At 75.6% G+C, this 15,686-nt stretch carries 15 protein-coding genes; 6 read left to right on the top strand and 9 right to left on the bottom strand.

The genetic code is table 11. The annotated features are described in order from the left end of the window. The first annotated feature begins 4 nt into the window (after positions 1 to 4). The 3 genes from IE332_RS14930 to IE332_RS14920 all read left to right on the top strand — a co-directional run bounded on the left by IE332_RS14930 (position 5) and on the right by IE332_RS14920 (position 3,233). Positions 5 to 1,312, top strand: coding sequence for an MFS transporter (locus IE332_RS14930; protein WP_189916330.1), 1,308 nt, complete (start codon positions 5 to 7; stop codon positions 1,310 to 1,312). A 20-nt stretch (positions 1,313 to 1,332) separates the two neighbouring features. Continuing rightward, a complete protein-coding gene (locus IE332_RS14925; RefSeq protein ID WP_373313740.1) occupies positions 1,333 to 2,340 on the top strand; it encodes a TolB family protein in 1,008 nt (335 codons plus the stop codon). Positions 2,341 to 2,432: 92 nt separating this feature from the next. Then, positions 2,433 to 3,233 (top strand): hypothetical protein, encoded by an 801-nt coding sequence (locus IE332_RS14920; RefSeq protein WP_189916329.1) that lies wholly within the window; start codon positions 2,433 to 2,435, stop codon positions 3,231 to 3,233. A 274-nt stretch (positions 3,234 to 3,507) separates the two neighbouring features. On the opposite strand, the gene IE332_RS14915 is transcribed toward IE332_RS14920, so the two are convergent. Then, on the bottom strand, positions 3,508 to 4,443 hold the full coding sequence (locus IE332_RS14915) for an EamA family transporter (RefSeq protein ID WP_189916328.1): 936 nt from the start codon (positions 4,441 to 4,443) through the stop codon (positions 3,508 to 3,510). A gap of 166 nt (positions 4,444 to 4,609) precedes the next feature. Between IE332_RS14915 and IE332_RS14910 the strand changes: the two genes are divergently transcribed. Both IE332_RS14910 and IE332_RS14905 read left to right on the top strand, forming a co-directional pair. Continuing rightward, the gene (locus IE332_RS14910; protein ID WP_189916327.1) at positions 4,610 to 5,122 is read left to right on the top strand and encodes a MarR family winged helix-turn-helix transcriptional regulator; all 513 of its coding nucleotides are present in this window, start codon (positions 4,610 to 4,612) and stop codon (positions 5,120 to 5,122) included. A gap of 158 nt (positions 5,123 to 5,280) precedes the next feature. Next, positions 5,281 to 5,748, top strand: coding sequence for a hypothetical protein (locus IE332_RS14905; protein WP_189916326.1), 468 nt, complete (start codon positions 5,281 to 5,283; stop codon positions 5,746 to 5,748). 16 nt (positions 5,749 to 5,764) lie between these two features. Here IE332_RS14905 and IE332_RS14900 read toward each other — a convergent pair whose 3' ends face one another. Further along, on the bottom strand, positions 5,765 to 6,946 hold the full coding sequence (locus IE332_RS14900; protein WP_189916325.1) for an FAD-dependent monooxygenase: 1,182 nt from the start codon (positions 6,944 to 6,946) through the stop codon (positions 5,765 to 5,767). Positions 6,947 to 7,075: 129 nt separating this feature from the next. Here IE332_RS14900 and IE332_RS14895 point away from each other — a divergent pair, with 129 nt between their 5' ends. Next, positions 7,076 to 7,663: a TetR/AcrR family transcriptional regulator gene (locus IE332_RS14895; RefSeq protein ID WP_189916324.1), complete on the top strand. Its 588-nt coding sequence runs from the start codon at positions 7,076 to 7,078 to the stop codon at positions 7,661 to 7,663. Positions 7,664 to 7,737: 74 nt separating this feature from the next. Here the strand turns inward: IE332_RS14895 and IE332_RS14890 are convergent, their stop codons facing one another. The 7 genes from IE332_RS14890 to IE332_RS14860 form a co-directional block, all read right to left on the bottom strand. Beyond that, on the bottom strand, positions 7,738 to 8,214 hold the full coding sequence (locus tag IE332_RS14890) for an OsmC family protein (protein WP_189916323.1): 477 nt from the start codon (positions 8,212 to 8,214) through the stop codon (positions 7,738 to 7,740). A gap of 76 nt (positions 8,215 to 8,290) precedes the next feature. Continuing rightward, the gene (gene cpt / locus IE332_RS14885; RefSeq protein WP_189916555.1) at positions 8,291 to 8,827 is read right to left on the bottom strand and encodes a chloramphenicol phosphotransferase CPT; all 537 of its coding nucleotides are present in this window, start codon (positions 8,825 to 8,827) and stop codon (positions 8,291 to 8,293) included. A 15-nt stretch (positions 8,828 to 8,842) separates the two neighbouring features. Then, on the bottom strand, positions 8,843 to 10,258 hold the full coding sequence (locus IE332_RS14880) for a cobyrinic acid a,c-diamide synthase CobB (RefSeq protein ID WP_229928609.1): 1,416 nt from the start codon (positions 10,256 to 10,258) through the stop codon (positions 8,843 to 8,845). 16 nt (positions 10,259 to 10,274) lie between these two features. Beyond that, on the bottom strand, positions 10,275 to 10,880 hold the full coding sequence (cobO, locus tag IE332_RS14875) for a cob(I)yrinic acid a,c-diamide adenosyltransferase (RefSeq protein WP_189916322.1): 606 nt from the start codon (positions 10,878 to 10,880) through the stop codon (positions 10,275 to 10,277). Positions 10,881 to 10,883: 3 nt separating this feature from the next. Continuing rightward, entirely contained in the window at positions 10,884 to 12,998 is a 2,115-nt protein-coding gene (locus IE332_RS14870) for a putative cobaltochelatase (RefSeq protein ID WP_189916321.1), read from the bottom strand. A gap of 127 nt (positions 12,999 to 13,125) precedes the next feature. Further along, complete coding sequence (locus IE332_RS14865) at positions 13,126 to 14,640, bottom strand: cobyric acid synthase (protein WP_189916320.1); 1,515 nt, start codon at positions 14,638 to 14,640, stop codon at positions 13,126 to 13,128. After that, positions 14,637 to 15,605 (bottom strand): cobalamin biosynthesis protein, encoded by a 969-nt coding sequence (locus IE332_RS14860; RefSeq protein ID WP_189916319.1) that lies wholly within the window; start codon positions 15,603 to 15,605, stop codon positions 14,637 to 14,639. Before IE332_RS14860 ends, IE332_RS14865 begins: the two co-directional genes overlap by 4 nt. Positions 15,606 to 15,686 lie beyond the last annotated feature (81 nt).

The raw sequence follows: 15,686 nt of genomic DNA, 5'->3' as shown, positions 1-15,686 counted from the left end.
GCCCGTGTACGTCGCGGACTCCCGGGGCTCGAAGGCGCCCGTCGCACCCTCGGCCGGCCCGCTCCGGCGGGGTGCCGTCCCCGGGACGGTGCTCGCCCTCGGCACCGTCAGCATGGTCACCGACATCTCCTCCGAGATGGTCACCGCCGTCCTCCCCCTCTACCTGCTCACCGGGCTCGGCCTCTCCCCGCTCGGCTTCGGCCTGCTCGACGGCATCCAGAACGGCTTCAGCGCCCTCGTCCGCCTGGCCGGCGGCCACCTCGCCGACCGGCGCGGCCGCGACGGCGCCGCCCGCCACAAGGCCGTCGCGGCCCTCGGGTACGGGCTCTCCGCGCTCTGCCGGCCGCTGCTGCTGATCGTCCACACCGTGCCGCTGATCGGCGCGGTGATCGCCGTCGACCGCACCGGCAAGGGCCTGCGCACCGCGCCCCGGGACGCGATGATCTCGCTCGCCACCGAACCCGCCAACCGGGGAAGGGCGTTCGGCGTCCACCGGGCGATGGACACGGCCGGCGCCCTGATCGGCCCGCTCACCGCCTTCCTGGTGCTGCGGCTGGCCGGCGGCCAGATGCTCGCCGACGGCGGCGAACGGCACGGCTACGACGCGGTGTTCACGGTCAGCTCGTGCGTCGCGGTACTGGGCGTGCTGATCCTGCTGCTGTTCGTGCCGAACCGGCAGCAGGCTGACGATCCGTCAACTCCCGCCCCCTCGCTGCGCGACAGCCTCACCCTGCTGCGCCTGCCCGGACTGCGCCGGCTGACGTCGTGCGCCGTACTGCTCGGACTCACCACCGTCAGCGACTCCTTCCTCTACCTGCTCGTCCAGCGCCGGCTGGGCCTGTCCGTCAGCCTCTTCCCGCTGCTGCCGCTGGGCACCGCGGCCGCCTTCCTGCTGCTCGCCGTCCCGCTCGGCGCGCTCGCCGACCGGATCGGCCGCCACCGGCTCTTCCTGGCCGGCCACGGGGTGCTGCTGCTCGCCTACGGGGTGCTGCTCTCGCCGCTGCGCGGGGTGCCGGCGGCGGTCTGCGTCCTGGTGCTGCACGGCGCGTTCTACGCGGCCACCGACGGCGTGCTCGCGGCCGCGACCGCCGACGCCGTACCGGCCGAGCAGCGCGGCGCCGGCCTCGCCCTGGTCGGCACCGGGCAGGCGCTGGCCCGGTTCGCCTGCTCGCTGGCGTTCGGGGCGCTGTGGGGCGCGGTCGGCGGCCCGTCGGCGCTCGGCTGGTCGGCGGGGGCGCTGGCGCTGTGCGTGGCCGGGGCGGCGGCGGTGCTGCGCCCGTCCGAACCCGTCGTCGTCGAGGAGAACCCGTGAACCTGCCGAACCGGACCAGGATGATCATCCTGCTGGTCGCCGTCCTCCTGCTCGGCGCCGTCGGCACCGGAGCCGTCCTCTACGCGGCCGACCGCACCTCCCGCCGGGACCAGGCCCAGCCCGGCGGGCCGTCCGTCGCATCCGGCGCCGTCTCGCTCGACGCGCCGAGCGGCGGCCGGCAACTGCTCTTCCGCAACATGGCCTGGGGCCCGCACCGGGACGAGATCACCACCGTCCCCGCCGACCACCCCGACGGCCCGCGCACCGCCTCCGGCGTCCAGTGCCTGCGCTTCCACGCCGCCGCCGGCACCGGCATCTGCCTCCAGGCCCAGCACGGCGCGCTCGAGGACACCTACCGGGCCGTCATCCTCGACGACCACCTCCGCGAGCGGCGCTCCTTCCCCGCCGCCGGCATCCCCACCCGCTCCCGGGTCTCGCCGTCCGGACACCTCGCCGCCTGGACGGTCTTCGTCAGCGGCGACTCGTACGCGGGCAGCAACTTCTCCACCCGCACCTCCGTCGTCGACGTCCGCGACTGGAACCTCCGGGAGAACCTCGAGGACTTCGCGGTCATCCTCGACGGCCACCCCTACCAGGCCCACGACATCAACGTCTGGGGTGTCACCTTCGCCGACGACAACACCTTCTACGCCACCGTCGCCAGCGCCGGACAGACCCACCTCGTCCGCGGCGACCTCACCGCCCGCACCCTCACCGCCCTGCACGACAACGTCGAATGCCCCTCGCTCTCCCCGGACGGCACCCGCGTCGCCTACAAGAAGCGCGTCCCCGGCCTGCCCGCCGACTCGCCCTGGCGGCTGTACGTCCTCGACCTCGCCACCATGACCGAGACGGCCACCGCCGAACAGCGCGAGATCGACGACCAGGCGCTCTGGTCCGGCGACGCCACCCTCGTCTACGCCCTGCCCGGCGACTACGGTGCCGACCTGTGGACCGTCCCCGCCGACGGCTCGGGCAGCCCGCAGGCGCTCACCAAGGCCGCCGTGGCCCCCGCCTACCTGGGCTGAGGAACTCTCGGCTACCGTCCCACGTCGAGCACAGTGCGACGTCCTGATCGAAGGTCCTGATCGACGTCCGGATCGAGGGGGAGCGAGCAACCGTGGACGGCATCCCACCCGAGCGCGTGGTGACCGACTCCTGGCCCGCCCTGCACGGCCGCCCGGTCCTGCGGCGCACCGTCGCCGTCGGACTGGTGCTGTGCGTGTCCGTCGCCGCCGCCCTCGTGGTGCGCGGCGTCAACGCGCTCACCGTCGGCGGCACCGGCCACGAGACCGACCGCGACCGCGCCGAACGCCTGGCCGGACTCCACCCCTCCCAGCACCCCGGCGTCGGCCGGTACTACGTCCCGGTCGGCGCCGTCTACACCCACACCTCCGACGGCGCTCCCGTCGCCTACCTCCACTACCGCCTCGGCGGCGGCAAGGCCCCGGGCGTCGGCGACTTCCTCAGCGCCTACGACCTGCCCTCCCCGGGCCCCGCCGCGCCCCTCCCGCCCGACCTCGTCGCCGCCCTCGGCGGCGACGAGCCGGCCGAGGCCCCGGAACTCCCCGAGGGGCCGCCCGCCACCCCGACGGTCCTCCCCACCGACTCCGCGTCCGTCCCGGAAGCTCCGTCGCCGCCGTCACCGACGCCGTCACCCACGCCCACGCTCACCGAGGACACGCCCGTCCCCGCCGAGGACGCGGACCCCGACGCGGACCCCGACGACGAACCCACACCCACCCCCACCCCCGACGACGACCCCTCCGTCACCACCCCGACCCCCCTCCCCACCCTCACGCCCACCTGGACCCCCACCCCCACGCCCACCCACGCCCCCACCGCCCGCCGCATCTACGTCGCCACCATCCCCGGCGGCCTCCCCGGCGCCGCGGACATCTACATCCGCGCCACCGGCTGACGGCCCCGGGGTCCGGCGTCCGTGCGGGTTGTGTGGTGCGGGCCCGGCGGGCATGGCTGTGCCCCGCCGACGGGGTCGGCGGGGCACGGGCCGGGGGATCGCGGGGTGGTCGGTGGGTGGTGGCCGGGGCTCGGGGCTCGGGGGCTGCTCGCGGTCGGGGCCCGGTGTCCGTCGCTTCGTCCTGAGCTCGTGGCCGCTGCGCCGTGCCCCCGCGGGCATGGCGGTGCCCCGCCGAGGGGGTCGGCGGGGCACGGGCCGGGGGATCGCGGGGTGGTCAGTGGGTGGCGGCCGGGACGCGGGGCTCGGCGGCGGTGGTGGGGGTGGGGAGCGGAGTGGGGGCGGGGGCCGGGGTGCGGCGGGCGGGGGCCTGGCCGGCGACGAGGGCGCCGAGGGCGAGGAGGAGGCCGAGGACCTGCCAGGGGGTGAGGGTCTGGCCGAGGACGATCAGGCCGCCGAGGGTGGCGATGACCGGGTTGACCAGGCCGAGGAAGGAGGCCGGGCCGGCGCCGAGGTGCTCGATGCCGCGGAACCAGAGGACGTAGCCGAGGGCGGTGCTGAGGAGGCCGAGGTAGGCGAAGCCGGTCAGGTTGGCGGCGCTCAGCGCGGGCGGCGCGCCCTCGACGACGGCCGCGAGCGGGACCAGGAAGACCGAGCCGGCGAGCAGCTGCCAGGCGGTGAGGTCGGCCAGGGTGGCTCCCTCGGGGCGGCCCCAGCGGCGGGTGAGGACGGTGCCCATGGCCATCAGTGCGATGCCGACGACCATCGCGGCGAGTCCGATGCCGTCCAGTCGCGCACCGGACTTGAGGACCAGGAGGGCGACTCCGCCGACTCCGACCAGTCCGGCGATCAGGGTGCGCCGGCCGGGCCGGACGCCGAGCACGCCGATCGAGAACCCGGCGACGAGCAGCGGCTGGATCGCGCCGATGGTGGCCGCGACCCCGCCGGGCAGGCGGTAGGCGCCGACGAACATCAGCGGGAAGAACAGCCCGATGTTGAGCATCCCGAGGACCGCTGATCGGCCCCACCAGCGTCCCTTGGGCAGCTTGCGGCCGATCGCCAGCAGGAGCAGGCCGGCGGGCAGGGCGCGGAGTGCGGCGAGCAGCAGCGGGCGGCCCTCGGGCAGCAGCTGGGTGGTGACCAGGTAGGTCGTCCCCCACATGGCCGGGGCCAGTGCTGCGGTGGCGGCGATTCCTGCGCGCTTGCGGTCCATGACGGCGATCCCCTCAACGTTGATTATCTGAACGTTGAGATAAGTTCTACGCCCCCAAGTAGGTGAGCGTCAAGTATGTGAAGGTTAAGATATTCAGGCGGGGGTCCTCCGAGACGGACCCCCGTGGAACGGACCCCGTGAAACGGATCCAGGAAGGCGGCAGACCATGCAGCAGCGCGACACCGTCGACGACATCGTCGAGCAGTGGGCCAACGCCCGTCCCGACCTGAACCCCGAGCCGATGGCCCTGATCGGCCGGCTGCGGCGGCTCAACGTCCGGGTCGACAACGCCCTGCGCGAGTACTTCGGCACCTGCGGCCTGGACTCCTCCGAGTTCGACGTCCTGGCCACCCTGCGCCGCTCCGGCGAGCCCTACGAGCTGAACGCCCGCGCCCTCCTCAAGTCGGCCATGGTCACCTCCGGGGCCATCACCAACCGGGTCGACCGCCTCTCCGCCAAGGGCCTGGTCGAGCGCAACCCCTGCCCGGACGACCGCCGCGCCGTCCTGATCCGCCTCACCCCGGCGGGCAAGGACCTGATCGACGGCGCCCTGGAGGGCCACGTCAGCAACGAGGCGCGCATCCTCTCCGTGCTCGACGAGGACGAGCGCGCCCAGCTCGACGGCCTGCTGCGCAAGCTGCTCATCGCGCAGGGCGACACCGAGTCGCTCCTCGGCTGAGCGGCGGGCCGTCGACCCCGGCGGGCCTCCGGTCGGTCGTACGGGCACCGCGGTGCGGGCCGCCGGGCGGGCGGGCGTGTCCGCCGGCGGCCCGCTCGCGTTGACCCCGGCGGAACCGCATCCGCGGACCTGCGGAACCGCACCGGAGGAGAGGCCCGATGAAGGACAGGACCCCCAGGGACATCGCCGTCGACGACCAGCTGCGGGCGGCCGGCGCGGAGGGCGCCCAGTGGCTCACCGCCGCCGGCTGGGGCCCGCCGGTGACCGTCCCGCTGCACCGGGCCGCCCGCTGGCAGCGGGAGACCCGGGCCAGGATGCTGGCCGCCGAGGCCGACGAGTCCTGGACGTGGTGCGACCACCTGCTCGACGGCGGCCCCCAGCCCGTGGTGGTCCACGCCGAGCACCCCACCGACCTGCTCTGCCGCGCCTGCTCGGTCGCCGCCCGCCCGTACCGCAGGTGCCTGGACTGCGGCGGGCCCGCCGCCTCCGAGTCCCCGGCCGACGGCCGGGAGGACGTCTTCATGGGCCCGGTGGCCATCTACACCCGGGTGCGCTGCGCCACCTGCCACCGCGCCGACCCCCGGCACGGCACCTTCGGCAACGGAACGTTCGGCAACGGCGGGTAGGCCGTCCCTGGCCGCGTCAGGCCGGGCCGGGCAGGGCCGGGGGCTGCCAGTCGTAGGTGTCGGCCGAGAGGCCGAGCAGGGTGCGGGCGGGGAGGAGGCCGGCGAGGGTCAGGGCGGTGGTGCGCAGGAGGGTGGCGGCGGGGGAGCGGAGGGCGATGAGGCTGCCGATGCGGCGGGAGCCGGTGACGACGGCGGTGGTGCGGGGGAGCCGGGCGGCGGTGTAGGCGGGGAGCGGGGCGGCGAGGTCCGCGGTGGGGGTGAGCAGGGAGGCGAGGACGACGGCGTCCTCGATCGCCTGGCAGGCGCCCTGGCCCTGGAAGGGGCACATCGCGTGGGCGGCGTCGCCGAGGAGGGCGACCCGGCCGTGGTGGTGGGCGGGCAGGGGGTCGGCGAGGTCCCAGACGTCGTGGCGCAGGACGCGTTCGGGCTCGGCGAGGGCGAGCAGCTGGGGGAGGGGCGCGCACCAGGTGCCGTACTGGCGCAGGAGTTCGGCCTTCTCGCCGCCGTCGGCGGCCCGGGCGCCGGCGGGGGCGAGGGCGGCGCCGTAGAGGTAGGCCCGGCGGTCGGCGAGCGGGATGATCCCGGCGATCCGCCCGGGGCCCCAGATCTCCCCGGCGGCGGCCGGCGGCCGGTCGGGGGTGACGATGGTGCGCCAGGTGGTGAAGCCGCTGTAGCGGGGGCCGGGGTGCCGGGGGAAGAGCAGCTCGCGGGTGGCGGAGCGGATGCCGTCGGCGGCGACGACCAGGTCGGCGGGCTGCTCCCCGGCCGCGGTCCGGACGACGGCGGGCTCGGTGGCGTTCCCCGGGGTGACGAGTGCGGCGGGCGAGTCGGTGCGGACGGTGCCGTCCGGGAGGGCGTCGACCAGGGCGGCGATGACGTCGGCGCGGGCGACGGCGGCGATGGTGTCGCCGAAGTGGGCCTCGAAGGCGGCGGTGTCGGTACGGACGAGCCAGCGGCCGGAGGGGTGGCGCAGGCCGACCGCGGGGTGCGGGGTGGCGAGGGCGCGCAGGCGTCCGCCGATGCCGAGCCGGTCGAGGGCGCGCAGGGCGTTGGGGGCGAGGGCGAGTCCGGCGCCGACGGGTTCGAGTGAGGTGGCGCGCTCGTGGACGGTGACGGGGACGCCCCGCCGGTGGAGGGCGAGGGCTGCGGTGAGTCCGCCGATGCCGCCGCCGATGACGATCGCCTGCTGCCGGTTCATGGGAGCTCCTCTCGTCGCACTACGGCTGTAGTGGCGACTGCCCCAGCACCGTACTACATGTGTAGTGGGGCGTAAACTACGGCTGTAGTGAGCTGGGGCGGTCCCAGCGGAAAGGCGATGATCGGATCCATGACACCCCCGCGCCCGACCCTGATCGCCGACGCCGCCATCGACCTGATCGCCGACACCGGCCTGCGCGGGCTGACCCACCGCGCCGTGGACGAGGCCTCCGGCCTGCCCGCCGGCTCCACCTCCAACCTCGCCCGGACCAGGGCAGCCCTGCTCGAACTCGTTCTCACCCGGATCGTCGAGCGGGAGACCGCCGACCACCCCGTCTTCACCGAGGGGCCCCCGCCCGCCGTCCCGGCCCGCGACCTGCTGGCCGAGGTCGGCGCCGAGGCGCTCTTCCAAGCCCTCACCACCGGCCGCAGGCTCACCCTGGCCCGCCTGGAACTCGCCCTGGAAGCCACCCGCCGGCCCGAACTGCGCGCCGTCTACGACCGCTTGGGCGCGCGCTTCGCCGAACTCGCCGCCGTCCTGCTCGCCCGGGCCGGCTCCACCGACCCGACGGCCGACGCCCGCCGACTGATCCGCTGGTGCGACGGCCTGCTGTTCAACGCGACCGCCGGCAGCGGCCATCGGTACGTCCCGATGCCGGAGGAACTGCGCGCGGAGGTGGCGCGCTACCTGGCCGCGCTGCTGGACGAGAAGTTCTAGGGCCCGTCTTCGAGCCCCCGCCTGCGGGGCGACGCCGGGGGTTCGAAGACGGGCCCGCGGCCTCGCCGCGCCCGTCAGCTCGCGACTCCCACCGTCACCTCGGCCTCGTGGCGCACCGGGAAGTTCACCGAGTTGGCGATGAAACAGCCCCGGTTCGCCGCCGCGTGCAGGGCGAGCGCCTGCTCCACCATCCCCGGCTCGGCGACCTCGACCCGAGGGTGCAGCACCACCGAGGTGAAGCGCACGCCCTCCGGGGTCACCGGCATGGTGCCGGCCGGGCGGTCGACGTACGAGGTCACCACGACGCCGTTGACGGCGCACTGGTGCAGGTACGACAGCAGGTGGCACTGGGAGAGCGAGACCAGCAGCAGCTGTTCCGGGTTCCAACGGGCCGGGTCGCCGCGGAAGGCGGGGTCGGCGGAGCCGGGGATGTCCGGCAGGCCCTCGGCGGACACCTCGACGTCGCGGGCGTAGGCGCGGTAGTCGCTGGTGCCGGTGCCCCGGTTGCCGGTCCAGACGATCTCGGCGGTGTACTCGTACTGCCTGGCCATGGGCGTGCCTCCGTCACAAGGGGTCGGAAGGGGATGTCCCCGGACAGTCAACCGCAACCGGCCGCCCGCGCGGGGCTCATCGGGTCGCGGCCAGGCGCGCGAGGACCGCGTCGGCGCAGTCGTCCACCGAGGCCCGCGAGGTGTCGACGACCAGGTCGTACACGACCCCCTGGTGCACCGCCTCCGCCTGCGCGGCGGCCATCCCGGCGACCCGGTCGCCGCGCGCGGCCTCCCGGGCGGCGGCCACCGCCGGGTCGCAGCGCACGCCGACCCAGAGCACGTCCAGGCCGTCCAGTGCCGCGCGCCAGCGGGCCTGCGAGGCGGTGGTGCCGAGGAAGACCTCGTCCACCACGATCCGGGCGCCGGCCCGGGCCATCGCGGCCACCCCGGCCGTCCAGGCGGCGTCCAGTTCGGCGAAGGCCGGTCCGACCTCGACCGTGCCGTCCCCGTCGGTCAGGCCGCCGATGCCCTCGGCGCCGCCGAGCAGCCACGGTGGCAGCGCGTCGACCATGGTGTCCGCGCCAAGGTGCAGCCACGGCTGCGGCAGCCGTTCCTGCAAGCGCCGGGCGATGCTCGACTTGCCGGAGCTGGAGCCTCCGTTGAGGACGATCACATGCATGCGGGCATCCTACGAAGCGCCGCCGTCGTACGCCGCCGCCGCGGCCGTGAAGGTGGCGGCCAGGCCCGGCGCCCCCGCCCAGTGCAGGTGCAGGTACGAGGCGTGGACGTTGCCCGCGGCGAAGCCCTCGGTGTGCGCGCCGGTCGGCAGGCGCCAGCCCCAGGCGGGGTGTTCGCCGGCGCCCGGTTCGCAGACCGTGCGGTGGAACTCGTGTCCGCGCAGCCGGGTGCCGGCCGGGGCGAGCGGCGAGTCGTGCAGGGCGACGGCCTCCCGGTAGCCGAGGGTGAGGCGTTCGGTCATCCGGGCGTCGGTGTCCAGTACCCCGCACATCGGCAGGCCGTCCAACTCCCGCCCCAGGTACAGCAGTCCGGCGCATTCGGCGGCGACCGGCCCGCCGGCGGCGGCGAACGCGGCGATGGCCGAGCGCAGTTCGGCGTTCCCGCTCAACTCCCGGACGTACAGCTCGGGGAAGCCGCCGCCGATGACCAGCCCGGCCGTTCCCTCCGGCAGCTCCGAGGCGTGCAGCGGGTCGAAGGGGGCGACCTCCGCCCCTGCCGCGCCGAGCAGTTCGGCGTTCTCCGCGTACGAGAAGGAGAACGCGGCGCCGCCCGCCACCGCGATCCGCGGCCGTCCGGCGACCGGGGTGACCTCGGCCGACGGGTCCCACGGCTCGGCGTTCAACTCGGGTGCCGTGCGGGCGAGTTCCAGTAGGGCGTCCAGGTCGACGGAGGAGGCGACCAGGTCGCCCATGTCGGCGACCGCCTTCAGCGCCTCCGCCGAGCGCTCCACCGCCGGGATCAGCCCGAGGTGGCGGGACGGCGTGGCGACCGCGGCCGAGCGGCGCAGCGCCCCCAGCACCGGCACGCCGGACCCCTCCTCCAGGGCCTCGCGCAGCAGCTGCTCGTGCCGGTCGGAGGCGACCCGGTTGAGGATCACCCCGGCGAGCCGCACCTCCGGGTCCCAGGAGGCGAAGCCGTGCACCAGCGCGGCCACCGAGCGGGACTGCGAGGAGCCGTCGACCACCAGGACCACCGGCGCCCGCAGCAGCTTGGCGACGTGCGCCGTGGACGCCAGTTCCCCGCGCCCGGAAGCCCCGTCGAACAGGCCCATGACGCCCTCGACCACCGCGACGTCCGCCCCGGCCGCGCCGTGCAGGAACAGCGGGGCGATCCGCTCGGGGCCGCACATGAAGGCGTCCAGGTTGCGGCCCGGGCGCCCGGCGGCGAGCGCGTGGTAGCCCGGGTCGATGTAGTCCGGGCCGACCTTGTGCGGTGACACCGCCAGCCCGCGCGCGGCGAGCGCCGCGATCAGGCCGGTGGCGACGGTGGTCTTGCCGGCGCCGGAGGAGGGCGCGGCGATGACGAGCCGGGGGACGGCGGTGCGGGCGGCCGCGGTGCGCGCCGCGGTGCTGGAGATGGTGCTCAACGGTCTGCCGCTCGCTCTACCACTCGATACCGCGCTGGCCCTTGCGGCCGGCGTCCATGGGGTGCTTGACCTTGGTCATCTCGGTGACCAGGTCGGCGAAGCCGGTCAGCGCCTCGGGCGCGTACCGGCCGGTGATCACGACGTGCTGGCTGCCCGGGCGGTCCTTGAGCACGGCCACCACCTCGTCCGCGTCGATCCACCCCCAGTGCATCGGGTAGGTGAACTCGTCGAGCACGTAGAAGCGGTAGGTCTCGGCGGCGAGGTCGCGCTTGACCTGCTCCCAGCCCTCCTTGGCGGCTTCCTCGCTGGTCATCTCCTGCTCGGCGGTGCGCTGGATCCAGGACCAGCCGGAGCCCATCTTGTGCCAGTCGACCGTGCCGCCCTCGCCGGAGGCGCCGAGCACGCGCAGCGCGTTCTCCTCGCCGACCTTCCACTTGGCGGACTTCACGAACTGGAACACCCCGACCGGCCAGCCCTGGTTCCAGGCCCGCAGCGCCATGCCGAACGCGGCCGTGGACTTGCCCTTGCCGGGGCCGGTGTGCACGGCGGTGATCGGCTGCGTACGGCGCTGCCGGGTGGTCAGGCCGTCGTCGGGAACGCTCTCGGGGACGCCCTTGGGCATGGGTCAGGCCGCCTTTCGGATAGTGGTCGCACGGACGTCGCCGCGGCCGGCCGCGGGACGGTTCTCACGGACGAGCGAGGCGACGCCCTCGGCGCGCAGCTCGTCCAGGCTGACGGAGGTGCCGCCGAGCAGGCCGGCCAGGGTGTGGGCCAGGCCGAGCCGGACCGGGCCGGACTCGCAGTCCAGCACCACGCTCGCGGTGCCCTGCGCCGCGAACAGCGCGGCCGCGCGCTGGGAGCGGGCGAGCGCGTCCCGGCCGCCGGTGGCCCGGCCGTCGGTCACCACGACCAGCAGCGGGCGCCGGTTCGGGTCGCGCAGCCGCTCGACCCGCAGCACCTCGTGGGCGCGCAGCAGGCCCTCGGCCAGCGGGGTCCGCCCGCCGGTGGGCAGCGACTCCAGCCGGGCCGCTCCGACCTCGACCGAGGAGGTGGGCGGCAGCGCCAGCTCGGCGCCGGCGCCGCGGAAGGTGATCATGCCGATCTTGTCGCGCCGCTGGTAGGCGTCCATCAGCAGGGACAGCACTGCGCCCTTGACGGCGGTCATCCGCTGCCGGGCGGCCATCGAGCCGGAGGCGTCGACGACGAACAGCACCAGGTTGGACTCCCGTCCCTGGCGGACCTGTTCGCGGAAGTCGTCCTTCTGCAGCACCAGCGCCCGGCCGCCGCGCCCGCGCGCCACCTGGTGCGGCGCGGCGGCCTGCAGGGTCGCGGTCAGGTGCAGCCGGCCGAGCGCGCCCTGCGGGCGGCGGGAGCGGATGGTGTGTCCGCCGGTGGTCTCGGCGGGGGAGCGGCGGCCCTGGGCGCCGTGGCCGGTGCCGCGGACGGTGAACAGCCTGGTCCGGTACGGGTCCCCGGCCGCGACCGGCGCCGACTCCCGCGCGGGGGCTGGGTGTTGGGCCGGGACGGGCTGCTGCGGCTGGTCGCCGGTGGCGTCGGTGTCCGCGGTGGTCGCCTCCGGGGCGCCGCCGTCGGACGGCTCGGGAGCGCCGCCGCCGTTCGGGCCGCCGCCGTCGCCGGGGCCGTCGCCGTCCCCGTCGGGTCCCTGGTCGCCGCCGTCGCCGCCTCCGTCACCCTCGGGCTCCGGGTCGGGCTCGGGGTCGTCCTGCTGCGCGTGCTCCTCCAGCGTGCGCTCCAGCTGCTCCTCGTCCAGCCCCGGCGCGTCGAAGGGGTTGCGGCGGCGCCGGTGCGGCAGGGCCAGCCTGGCGGCCTGGCGGACGTCCTCCTCCTGCACCTCGGTGCGGCCGTCCCAGGCGGCGAGCGCGACGGCGGTGCGGGCCATCACGATGTCCGCGCGCAGGCCGTCCACCTCGAACGCGGCGCAGACGGCGGTGATCTGACGCAGCGCCACCTCGGTCAGCTCGACCTTGGGCAGCAACTCCCGTGCGGCCGTGATGCGTTCGGCGAGCGTCCGCTCGTCCTCGGCGAACCGCGCGGCGAAGCCGGCCGGGTCCGCGTCGTACGCGAGCCGCCGCCGCACCACCTCGGCGCGCTCGGCCGGGTCCCGGGTGGCGGCGATCTCGACGGTCAGGCCGAACCGGTCGAGCAGCTGCGGCCGCAGCTCGCCCTCCTCCGGGTTCATCGTGCCGACCAGCAGGAACCGGGCCGCGTGCCGCACCGACACACCCTCGCGCTCGACGTACGAGCGGCCCATCGCGGCGGCGTCCAGCAGCAGGTCCACCACGTGGTCCTGGAGCAGGTTGACCTCGTCGATGTAGAGCACGCCGCGGTGCGCCTTGGCGAGCAGACCGGGCTCGTACGCCTTGACGCCCTCGGCCAGCGCGCGCTCCAGGTCGAGCGAGCCGACGATCCGGTCCTCGGCCACGCCGACCGGCAACTCGACCAGCTGGGACGGGTGTTCACTGCTCGTGGCGGAGGCGTGCGGCCCGTCCGGGCACTGCGGGTCGGGCGTGGCCGGGTCGCAGGCGAAGCGGCAGCCGTCCACGGTGGCGATGGACGGCAGCAGGCCGGCCAGCGCGCGCACCATGGTGGACTTCGCGGTGCCCTTCTCGCCCCGCACCAGCACGCCGCCCACGGCCGGGGAGACCGCGTTCAGCAGCAGCCCGAGCCGCAGGTCGGCCATGCCGACGATCGCGGTGAACGGATAGCGGACGTCACTCATGCCGTACCCCACTCCTGTCGTGCCCGGTCCTGCGGTCGTCCTGGGCTCGTGCGAACCCGGCTCATGCCTTCTCGGCCCTGCGGTCGTCCCGGGCTCGTGCGAACCCGGCCCTGTGGTCCTACCAGGCTCATGCGTCACTCCCAGGTGCCCCGGGCGGCAGGAACGGCAGCGATCCGGCCGCCGGCACCCCGCCCTCGATCAGCTTCCACAGCGCGTCGGTGTCCGCGTGCTCCTCGATCAGGTCGCCCAGCCGGTCCAGCCGGGCCTCGCGGGCCGCGGCGAAGCAGGTGTCCGGCGCCGGGACGAACGCCCGGCCCGCCAACGCGGCGACCTCGCGCAGGAGTTCGCGGCGGAAGCCGTCGTTCTCCAGCGCGCCGTGCCAGGTCGTGCCCCAGACCGAGCCCACCCGGCAGCCGTCCAGGAAGGGTTCGCCGCCCTCCACCGCCACCACCCCGTGGTGGATCTCGTAGCCCTCGACCCGCTGCCCGTACGCCTCGCCGACCGGCCGCGCCAGCACCTTCTCGACGCCGAACCGCACATGCGTCGGCAGCAGGCCGAGCCCGTCGACGGTGCCCGCCTTGGACTCCACCTCGTCGACGATCCCGCGCGCCAGCATCTGGTAGCCGCCGCACACCCCGAGGACCGGCAGCCCGGCCGCCGCCCGCGCCTTCAGCGCCGGCTCCAGGCCGCGCTCGCGCAGCCAGGCGAGGTCGGCGACGGTGGCCCGGGTGCCGGGCAGCACCACCAGGTCGGCGTCGGCCAGCTCCTCCGGCCGGGTCGCCCAGCGCACCAGGACGCCCGGCTCCTGGGCCAGCGCGTCCAGGTCGGTGAAGTTGGACAGCCGGGGGAAGCGCACCACGGCCACCCGCAGCACGTCCGCGCCGAGCGGCCCGCGCCCGTCCACCCGGTCCACCACGGTGGACAGGTCCAGCGAGTCCTCGGCGTCCAGCCACAGCCCCGGCAGCATCGGCAGGGTACCCAGCACCGGACGGCCGGTCAGCTCGTGCAGCATGTCCAGTCCGGGCGCCAGAAGTCGCGCGTCGCCGCGGAACTTGTTGACGAACCAGCCCGCCACGTGCCGCTGGTCCTCCGCGGACAGCAGCGCCAGCGTCCCGTACATGGCCGCGAAGACGCCGCCGCGGTCGATGTCCCCGACCACCACCACCGGCAGCCCGGCGGCCGTGGCCAGACCCATGTTGGCGATGTCCCGGTCGCGCAGGTTGATCTCGGCGGGTGAGCCCGCGCCCTCGCAGACCACCACCTCGTAGCGGTCGCGCAGATCGGCCAGGCACTCCAGCGCGCGCTCCAGCAGGACGGGCTTGCGCTCGCGGTAGTCCAGCGCGCCCACCTCGGCGACCGGCCGGCCCAGCAGCACCACCTGACTGCGGCCGTCCGCGCCGGGCTTCAGCAGCACCGGGTTCATCGCCGCCTCCGGCTCCACCCGGGCGGCCTGGGCCTGCATCGCCTGGGCGCGGCCGATCTCGGCACCGTCGGCGGTGACGAAGGAGTTCAGCGACATGTTCTGTGCCTTGAACGGCGCGACCCGCACGCCCTGGCGGGCCAGCCAGCGGCAGATGCCGGCCGTCACCACGCTCTTGCCCGCGTCCGAGGTCGTTCCCGCGACCAGCAGAGCGTTCGTCATGCCCTTCCCCTCTTCCCCAGGAGCGCGCGCAGCAGGACGTGCCCCGCGACCGTCGTACCCAGCGCCAGCGCGCCCACCCGCCGGGAGAGCGCGCAGGCCCGCTCGATGTCGTCCACCGTCACCGGCCGCAGCTCCTCGCCCAGCACCGGACGGTGCTCCACCCGTTCCCCGTACCGCAGTGTCCCGCCCAGCCGGACGCCCACCGCGCCGGCGAACGCCGACTCGGCCTGACCTGCGTTCGGGCTCGGGTGCGCGGAGCCGTCGCGCCGCCAGACCCGCCAGGCCGTCCGGGGGTGCGGGGCGGCGGCCACCGTCAGCAGCGCGGTCAGCCGGGCACCGGGCCAGCCCGCCACGTCGTCCAGCCGGGCCGAGGCCCAGCCGAACCGGGCGTAGCGCGGCGAGCGGTGGCCCACCATGGCGTCCAGGGTGTTCACCGCGCGAAACGCCAGCAGGCCGGGCGTGCCCGCGAGGGCGCCCCAGGCCAGCGCGTTCACCACGGCGTCGGCGGTGTTCTCGGCCACCGACTCGACCACCGCGCGGGCGATCTGCTGCCCGTCCAGCGCGCTCGGGTCCCGCCCGCACAGGTGCGGCAGCCGCTCCCGGGCGGCCGGCAGGTCGCCGTCCGCCAGCGAGCGGCCGATCGTCCGGGCCTCCCGGGTCAGCGAGGTGCCGCCGAGCACCGTCCAGGTCGCGGCCGCCGCCAGGGCCGCCCGGCCCAGCGGACGCCGGCCCACCGTACGGTCCAGGGCGAGCGCGCCCGCCGCGACCGCGCCCACGCACAGCGCCGTGTACCCGGCCCCGGCCGCCCGGTCGTCCCGCCACAGCCGCCGCTCCAGCCGGGTCGCGGCGCTGCCGAAGAGCGCCACCGGATGGCCCCGGCGCGGATCGGCGAACCGGGCGTCGGCGGCGTAGCCCGCGACGGCGCCCAGCGCGAACACGGCGGCGCGGGCCAGCGGAGAGGTCATCGGCCGCACGACGGAGAGCAGAACAAGAACAAGGAGGAACACGGCGGAAGGCCGCTCGGAGTCCGACAGGGCGGGGCAGCC

The organism is Kitasatospora xanthocidica, from assembly GCF_014656195.1.
Taxonomy (GTDB): domain Bacteria; phylum Actinomycetota; class Actinomycetes; order Streptomycetales; family Streptomycetaceae; genus Kitasatospora; species Kitasatospora xanthocidica.
The sequence above is the reverse complement of the archived record's forward strand: the minus strand, read 5'-3'. Positions and strand labels throughout refer to the sequence as shown.